Source organism: Mycobacterium sp. (assembly GCF_035697385.1).
Taxonomy (GTDB): Bacteria; Actinomycetota; Actinomycetes; order Mycobacteriales; family Mycobacteriaceae; genus Mycobacterium.
Genome location: NZ_DASSCY010000335.1, coordinates 1 through 8209, shown reverse-complemented (window position 1 = coordinate 8209; position 8209 = coordinate 1). Strand labels below are relative to the sequence as shown.

Sequence of the window (8209 nt, the reverse complement as noted above, 5' to 3'; positions counted from 1 at the left end):
ACTGCTTGAAGTCCTCGAGCGTCGGTGAGGGATCCGTGCCGTTGAATCCACCGATCGCCATAACTGGTGCACCACTGGCCAATTGGTATCCGGCAGCGTTGTTCGAGCCGACGGCCGCCGCGGCCCAGGTGTAGTCGTCCGCGTCGGCCGACAGCATGGCAGCCAGCGCTGGACCCGGGCTCGGCGAATCCAGCAACCCGCCAGGGCCGGCGAAGCCTCCACCCATCGATTGCCGGGCCGGGCCGACCGACGGGATCGCGCCGCTGTGCGGTGTCGTCGCTGTCGCGATGGAGTACGCGCCCGGTGCGAGCAGACACGAGGCGATGGCGACGACGGCCACCACGCCTGCGGCCTGTCGCGTCAACCGGCCGACGGCCAGCAGCAGCACCGCAGCGCCCACTCCCCCAACGGCGACGGTTGCCCTCAGCCACGGCAACCACTCGCCGTGCCGGGACAGCAGAACCGCCGCGAGAACACTGGTGACGAGCACGGTCGCCGACAACGCCGTGGCGGCGCGGATGTCGGTGCGGATGTCCCACAACAATGTTGCGCCGATCCCGATGCATGCGGCGATCGCCGGCGCGAGCGCCACGGTGTAGTACGGGTGCACGATGCCGTTCATGAAGCTGAACACCACGGCGGTGACCGCCAGCCAGCTACCCCACATCACCAATGCTGCGCGTCGCGGGTCGGTCCGCGCCGTATGTCGGGTGAGGGTCAGTCCCGCCGTCACACAGATCACGGCTGCGGGCAGCAACCACGCAATGTCCAGGCCCATTACGGCGCCGAACAACCGGCCCCAGCCGACGTCATGGTTGAGGTTGCCGAGGCCACCTGGTTCGTCACCGGTGAGTCGGCCGAATCCGTTGTAGCCCAAGGCTAATTCGACGATGCTGTCGTGCTGCGAGCCGCCGATGTAGGGCCGCGACGACGCCGGCCACAGCTCGACGAGCAGCAGATACCAGCCGCCGGACATGACGACCGCCGCAAAGGCTGCGAGCAGGTCGATCACTCTGCGGCGAACCGGTCGATGCGCCGCGATCAGGTAGGCGGCGGCGAACCCGGGCAGCACGAGGAAGGCCTGCAGCATCTTGGCCAGGAAACCGAACCCGACCGCGACACCCGCGGCGATCAACCACCAACGGCCGCTGTCTTTTTCGCATGCCCGCTGCACGCAGTACGCGGCCGCGACGAGCAGCAGCACCAGCAGCGCGTCGGGATTGTTGAACCGGAATATCAGCGCGGCCACTGGCGTCAACGCCAACACCGCGCCGGCCAGCAGGGCCGCACCGGGTCCGCTCACCCGGCGGACCGCGGCGTACAACAGCCACACCGCGGCCACACCCTCCAATGCCTGTGGCACCAGAACGCTCCACGGGTTCAGGCCGAACAACCGGACGGAGACGTCGATGACCCACAGCGCCGCGGGTGTTTTGTCGACGGTGATGGCGTTGGCGGCGTCGCTGGAGCCGAACAACATCGCCGTCCAGTCGCTGGCGCCGGCCTGTGCCGCGGCGGAATAGAAGGCGTTCGCCCATCCGCTCGCCGACAGGTTCCACAGGTACAGCACCGCGGTACCGATGAGCAGCGCGCCCAGTTGCACTCGCGAGCAGACAGAGAATCGCATTACCGACGCGGGTTCTGTGCGATTCTCTGTTCCCCAGCTCGCGCGGGGACCCAGCTCGGACTCAAGAAGCACCCCGTCGATACTGGACGGCAGAGCTAGGCGTCGGATTTGGTGCCGCTGTGCCTTGGCTGTGAGTCCGCAGGAAGCCTCACGACAAAATTCGTCTTGCCCGGCGCGCTGCTCACGTCGATGGTGCCGTTGTGCGCCTTGACCACGGCCGCGACGATGGCGAGCCCCAGCCCGGTGCTGCCCCCGCGCCGCGAGCGCGACGTATCACCACGCGCGAACCGCTCGAAGACCTCCGGCTGCAGCCACGGCGGGATTCCCGGCCCGTCATCGGCGACGGTGAGCACCGCACCACCGTCGTCGTCGACAGACAACGATGTGGTGACCGATGTGCCGGCGGGAGTGTGCGTCCTTGCGTTGGCGAGCAGATTCGCCAGCACCTGATGCAGGCGGGCTTCGTCCCCGCTCACCACGACAGGCTCATCGGGCAGATCCAACGACCACTGATGGTCCGGGCCGGCGATGTGCGCATCACTGACGGTGTCGACCACCAGTCGGGACAGGTCGACTGGCTGGCGTTCAAGCGGCCGCCCTGTGTCGAGCCGAGCCAGTAGCAGCATGTCTTCGACCAGGTGGGTCATCCGCTCGGTCTCGGATTCGACGCGGCCCATCGCATGCGCGACGTCGTCGGGCACGTCGTCGCGTTTCCGTTGTGCCAGTTCGGCATACCCCCGGATCGCGGCGAGCGGCGTTCGTAGTTCGTGGCTGGCGTCCGCGACGAACTGCCGGACTCGGGTCTCGCTGGCATGCCGCGCAGACAATGCGCCTGCGATGCGGTCCAGCATCCGGTTCAGCGCGGACGCGAGCTGCCCGACTTCCGTGTGCGCGCCGGCCGGATCCACCTTGACGATCGGCGTGGGAAGCCGCACCTCGCCGCGGTCGAGTTCGAGATCGGCCACCTGCCTCGCGGCCGCGGAAACCCTTGACAGCGGCTCGAGTTGGCGTCGAATGATGAGCATTCCCACGGTCGTCGCAGCGATCAGCGCGACGGCACCGACAACACAGAACATCACCAGCACCCACAGCAGCGTCTCGTCGACGTCGGAAAGCGGCAGCCCGGTCACGATCGTTTCGCCGCCGCTGCCGCCACGCGAATGCATGGCGACCACCCGGTAGCGGCCCAGCCCGTCGAGGACGACGGTGGAGACTCTGTGGTTCGGCCGAACCTGCGCAAGTTGTCCTGCGGCCGCGGCGCTGATCTCTGCTCGCGTCCCGTCGGCGGTGATGACGCCTGCGTCTACAGGAATTCCCTCAGTGATGACCGCTCCGACGGTGCGGGTGGATTGCCCTGGTGCGCCGAGGAATCCGGGTCCAGGGCCCACCTCCGGGTCGAACCGCTCATTGCGGGGGAATCCGCGAGGCGGTGGCGGCGGCGGAAGGGGCGGCAAGTCGAAAATGATCGCGGCGCGCCGACCGGCTTCGAGGACCTGCTGGTCGAGCTGGTGAGTCAAAAAGCGTTGCAGCGCAAACTCTGTCGCAACACCGATAAGAGCACACACCACGGCCAGCAACGCCACCTGTGTGACGAGCAGACGGGTGCGCAGCGACCACGCCCGCGGCGAACGGATGCGCGTCAAGCTTTGCCCCCGGGTCGTCCCCCTACCCTTCGGGTGGGTGGTACCCCCAGCGCTCCCGCCCACCGGGGGGCGATCAGCGCGCGGGCTTGAGGACATACCCGGCACCCCGCAGGGTGTGGATCATCGGGTCGCGGCCGCTGTCGATCTTCTTACGCAGATAGGAGACGTACAGCTCGACGATGTTGGACCGTCCGCCGAAGTCATAGCTCCACACCCGATCGAGGATCTGCGCCTTGCTCAGCACGCGTTTGGAATTGCGCATCATGAACCGCAACAGCTCGAACTCCGTTGCCGTCAACGTGATCACGTCGCCGCCTCGGGTGACTTCATGGCTGTCTTCGTCGAGCACCAGATCACCGACGACGATCTTGGCGCCGCCGCCGGTCTCGCTCGTCACCCCCGTGCGCCGCAAAAGAGCCCGCAGACGCAGCACCACCTCTTCGAGGCTGAACGGTTTGGTGACGTAGTCGTCGCCGCCGGCGGTCAAGCCCGCGATGCGGTCCTCGACTGAATCCTTCGCGGTCAGCAGCAGTAGCGGCAGGCCCGGTATCTGTTCGCGTAGTTTCTGCAGGACGTCCAGCCCGCTCATGTCGGGCAGCATCACGTCGAGCACGACCACGTCGGGCGGCGTCGACCTGGCGGCAGCGATCGCGGTGGCACCGTCTCCGGCTGTCGCGATCTCCCAGCCCTCGTAGCGCAGCGCCATCGAAACCAACTCGGCAAGGACTGGCTCGTCGTCGACGACCAGCACGTGGATCGGCTTGCCGTCGGCCCGGCGCATGACGACGCGCCCGGTTTCGTTCTCGTTGACGGCGGAACCGTTGGGACTGACCACGGCTACATTATTTGTGCTGGCCATTGGCGGATGCTGTGCCTTTCCTATGCGCCTCCTGTGAAGATTCGCATACATAACCGGCCCTGAATCGGCGCACAGCGCAACCACAGGCGCCGACAGCACTGTGGTGGCATGACTACTGACCAGACGACACGCGACAACCCGGCCTGGGGTACACCCGAGCCGACGCCGCGGCGTTGGGGCCTGCGGGAAACGGCCGCGTCCGTCGGCGTGGCAGCGGTCATCGCCGCACTTGGCGGGGCCGCCATCTATGCCGCGACCGACACTGGCTCACGCCTTGCCGGACCTCATCAGGGTCCCGGCGGGATGGCTGGCGGACCACCCCCGGCAGCGGGCATCGGCATGCACGGCTCGGGTGGTCCCGGCACCGTTGGCGCAACGGCCGTTCATGGTGAATTCGTGGTGCCCGACGGCGCGGGCGGCTACACGACGATGCTCAATCAGACCGGAACCGTGACGGCGGTCTCACCGACATCGATCACCGTGCGCAGCGCCGACGGTTATACGCAGGCCTATGCGATCCCGGCGTCCGGCGCTAATCCGCCCTTCGCCGTGGACGACCCAGTGTCGATCCGCGCGACACGCACAGGCGACACCGCGACGGTGACCAACATCAGCAACCCGCCAGTCGGCGGGCCACCCCAGAATTAATGCGGTGCGGCTTCCCGCCGGACGCGAGGAGTCAACCCTCGGCCGTCCGGGTGATCCGAAACGGATCACCCGGAGCGGCTAGGAGGTCTAACGCTGTCGAACGCCGAGAATTAATCCAGCGTCGGGGTCAGCCGAACCCGAAGCCCTCAGGCGGCTCGGCTGTGACCGTCGGGCTTGCAATCGACGTTTCCAGCTCCAGCGGCGCATTCGTCTCTGTGGTGGTTTCGCCGAGCGTAATTTCCGAGACCGACATCAACGTACCCGTCCCACTCGGTGCTTCACTGACGGCAAAACCCACAACACCCATGGCGACAAGGGCGCTGGCTCCGATACCCGCCGACACTAATTTGAACTGCTTCGATGACACCTCTGACCACTCCATTTCGGTCTCTGGTGGCCCGCCCCACGCCAGCGAGCGGCCCTTCGAACAGTGCGCGAGAAGTCAGCCATGACCTCTCGGCCATTCGGGTAACCGATGCCGATGAATGTGAAACGCCAACGGATATAACGCCGGGTCAGTGAGTCTCCGCCGTCGGGGGGATGGCCGACGGTGTCGTGGTGATCGGCGGGACGACGACCGACGTTTCGGGCGCCTCAGGCAGCACAGTTTCGGTGATGGTCTCGCCGGTCGTTACTTCTGATGTCGTCACAGGCCCAGGTATGGGCGGTTCGGCAACGCTCGTGTCGCTCGCACCTACGGCGAAGGCGCCCATGGCGATCACGGCGCTGGCACCAATCGTCGCCGAGACGAATTTGATCTGATTCGATGTCACCTCTGACCACTCCAATTCGGTCGATGATGAGCCACCCCAGCCAGCGGGGCGGCCCGTCGAACAGGCGAGGAGGTCTTTGACTCCTCAACCAGTCGGGTAACCGGAGCGGTCGGAGGTAAAACCAGGCCTAGGAGCCCGATCCGCCGAAGGGCAGTGCCTTGACCGTCGGCACGGCCAAACTTCGCGTTGAGTGTGCGATGACTGCATCGAGTGTGCCTGGGCTGCAGGATTTGTCGATGGTATGCGCGGTGGGCACACACTCGACGCAGTGAACGCCCAGTCAAAACGGTGCAGGCACCCTCGGCAACATGAAGCTTCGCCGGAGCGGTCGGAGGTAAAACCAGGCCCTAGGAGCCGGATCCGCCGAAGGGCAGTGCCTTGACCGTTGGCACGGCCATGGAGGTTGCCGGTGCAGGCGGCGGCGTCTCCTGCTTGGTGGTGGCGCCGACGGTCATGCCGGAACTCGTCACCTGGGCCGGCGTGGCCTCCTCCTGGGTGATCGCCATGGTCACAGCGCCCATGGCCAGTACGGCGCTGCCACCGATTACGGCCGCGAGCAGCTTCACGTTGGTCGTCTTGTTCGCATTCATCTCGTAACTCCGTTCCTTGGGGATGTGCAGGTTGGGAGTTAGTGAAGACAGCGAAGCTGTGAACACCCTGGACTGCCGGTGCGAATTGCCTGCACGGCAGCTGTTAGGTCTATTCGGCGGCCTTCTGCTCGGACGGCAATGGGGCCGGACCCTTCATCGCCGGCACGGCCATGGAAGTGGCCTCGACCGTAGGCGGGGTGGTCTGGGTACTTGTCGCACCGACCTGCATGGTCGATTTGGCGATCGTGTCGGCTCCGGTCTGTTCTTGGCCGATCGCCACGCTGAGCGCACCCATCGCGACCAGGGCACTGCCGCCGATGACTGCCGACAGCATCTTGACGTTTTTGCGGTTCTTCTCATTCATGTCGCGTGACACCTGTGATCACTCCAATTCTGGTCGTTAGCCGTTCGCCCCATCAGCGCGGCAACCGGTGAAAGTGCAGGTGAACTCCACTGAACGCGCCGAATCTGAAAGCAGCCTTAAGCGCCGGTGCGAATTCACTAGGCGCGCCCGAGCTGCAACAACCGGCCGCGGAAGCACCCATCTCATAACCTGTGCCCATGCAGCCGTGGGTGGGACTAACCGCATGACGCGCTTCCTGGCGCGCCGGCTGCTCAATTACCTCGTGCTGCTGGCGCTGGCGTCGTTCCTGACGTTCTCGCTGACCTCGCTGACGTTCAAACCGCTCGACAGCCTGCTGCAACGCAACCCGCGGCCGCCCCAGGCGTCGATCGACGCCAAGGCCGCCGAGCTCGACCTCGACAAGCCGATTCCGATCCGGTACGCGCATTGGGCATCCGGCGCAGTGCGCGGTGACTTCGGCACCACGGTCACCGGCCAACCGGTGTCCGAGGAGCTATGGCGCCGCGTCGGGGTGAGCCTGCGGCTCCTGGTTCTCGGTTCGGTGCTGGGCACCGTCATCGGCGTCGTCGTCGGCGCCTGGGGCGCGATCAGGCAGTACCGGCTCTCCGACCGCGTCATCACGGTGCTGTCGCTGCTGGCGTTGAGCACACCGACGTTCGTCATCGCGAACCTGCTGATTCTTGGTGCGCTGCGGGTTAATTCGATATTCGGTGTCCAGCTCTTCGAGTACACCGGGGAAACATCACCGGACGCTGTCGGCGGAGTGTGGAACCAATTCGTCGACCGGCTGCAGCATTTGGTGCTTCCGACCTTAACGCTCGCGCTCACCGCGATCGCCGGCTTCAGCCGCTATCAACGCAACGCGATGCTCGACGTGCTTGGCCAGGACTTCATTCGCACCGCCCGCGCCAAGGGTTTGACCCGACGGCAGGCGCTGTTCAAACACGGCCTGCGCACGGCCCTGATTCCGATGGCCACGCTCTTCGCCTACGGTGTCAGCGGGCTAGTGACCGGTGCGGTGTTCACCGAGAAGATCTTCGGTTGGCACGGCATGGGCGAGTGGGTGGTGCAGGGCATCTCGACCCAGGACACCAACATCATCGCCGCCGTCACCGTGTTCTCCGGCGCGACGATCCTCCTCGCGGGTCTGCTGTCCGATGTCATCTATGCGGCACTGGATCCGAGAGTGCGCGTCACATGAGCGAACCCGTGACCACCGACACGGCGACGTCCGCCAAGGCCGGCGTCGACGTCGCAGGGTTCGCGTCGCGACGCACCCTGGTGACGCGCCGGTTCCTGCGCAACAAATCCGCGGTGGTGTCACTGGCGCTGATCGTCCTGCTGTTCATCGGCTGCTACGCGTTGCCGCCGCTGCTGCCGTACTCCTACACCGACCTCGACTACTACGCGCTGCAACAGCCGCCGACCACCGACCATTGGTTCGGCACCAACGCGCTCGGCCAGGACCTGCTGGCCCAGATCCTGCGCGGCATGCAGAAGTCCATGCTGATCGGCGTCTGCGTGGCGTTCATCTCCTCGATCATCGCCGCGACCGTCGGTTCGATCGCCGGATTTTTCGGAGGTGGGCGCGACCGCGCCCTGATGTGGATCGTCGACCTGCTGCTGGTGGTGCCGAGCTTCATTCTGATCGCGATCGTCACACCACGCCTGAGTCAATCCGATCGCGTCTTCTGGCTGATCATTC

General features: G+C 65.8%; 10 protein-coding genes. 4 read left to right on the top strand and 6 right to left on the bottom strand.

The window, feature by feature from the left end; all coding sequences use genetic code 11:
- From VFH65_RS28260 to VFH65_RS28250, 3 genes are all read right to left on the bottom strand, one after another.
- A partial coding sequence (locus tag VFH65_RS28260) for a glycosyltransferase family 39 protein (protein ID WP_353326274.1) occupies positions 1-1627 on the bottom strand: 1627 nt, incomplete at its 3' end.
- A gap of 95 nt (positions 1628-1722) precedes the next feature.
- Positions 1723-3366, bottom strand: coding sequence for a sensor histidine kinase (locus VFH65_RS28255; RefSeq protein WP_353326273.1), 1644 nt, complete (start codon positions 3364-3366; stop codon positions 1723-1725).
- The gene (locus VFH65_RS28250; RefSeq protein WP_353326276.1) at positions 3344-4051 is read right to left on the bottom strand and encodes a response regulator transcription factor; all 708 of its coding nucleotides are present in this window, start codon (positions 4049-4051) and stop codon (positions 3344-3346) included. The genes VFH65_RS28255 and VFH65_RS28250 overlap by 23 nt, the downstream gene beginning before the upstream one ends.
- A gap of 186 nt (positions 4052-4237) precedes the next feature.
- Here VFH65_RS28250 and VFH65_RS28245 point away from each other — a divergent pair, with 186 nt between their 5' ends.
- The gene (locus VFH65_RS28245) at positions 4238-4777 is read left to right on the top strand and encodes a hypothetical protein (RefSeq protein ID WP_353326271.1); all 540 of its coding nucleotides are present in this window, start codon (positions 4238-4240) and stop codon (positions 4775-4777) included.
- Between the two features lie 127 nt (positions 4778-4904).
- Here the strand turns inward: VFH65_RS28245 and VFH65_RS28240 are convergent, their stop codons facing one another.
- Positions 4905-5144 carry a hypothetical protein gene (locus VFH65_RS28240; protein ID WP_353326269.1) on the bottom strand — a complete coding sequence of 80 codons (240 nt, stop codon included), beginning with the start codon at positions 5142-5144 and terminating at the stop codon, positions 4905-4907.
- A 173-nt stretch (positions 5145-5317) separates the two neighbouring features.
- Between VFH65_RS28240 and VFH65_RS28235 the strand changes: the two genes are divergently transcribed.
- A complete protein-coding gene (locus VFH65_RS28235) occupies positions 5318-5539 on the top strand; it encodes a hypothetical protein (RefSeq protein WP_353326267.1) in 222 nt (73 codons plus the stop codon).
- 358 nt (positions 5540-5897) lie between these two features.
- Here the strand turns inward: VFH65_RS28235 and VFH65_RS28230 are convergent, their stop codons facing one another.
- Positions 5898-6140 carry a hypothetical protein gene (locus VFH65_RS28230; RefSeq protein WP_353326266.1) on the bottom strand — a complete coding sequence of 81 codons (243 nt, stop codon included), beginning with the start codon at positions 6138-6140 and terminating at the stop codon, positions 5898-5900.
- Between the two features lie 109 nt (positions 6141-6249).
- Positions 6250-6504, bottom strand: a complete 255-nt coding sequence (locus tag VFH65_RS28225; protein ID WP_353326264.1) for a hypothetical protein — start codon at positions 6502-6504, stop codon at positions 6250-6252.
- Between the two features lie 223 nt (positions 6505-6727).
- On the opposite strand from VFH65_RS28225, the gene VFH65_RS28220 reads away from it, so the two are divergent.
- Complete coding sequence (locus VFH65_RS28220) at positions 6728-7705, top strand: ABC transporter permease (RefSeq protein ID WP_353326262.1); 978 nt, start codon at positions 6728-6730, stop codon at positions 7703-7705.
- A partial coding sequence (locus VFH65_RS28215; protein WP_414688525.1) for an ABC transporter permease occupies positions 7702-8209 on the top strand: 508 nt, incomplete at its 3' end. The genes VFH65_RS28220 and VFH65_RS28215, both read left to right, overlap by 4 nt.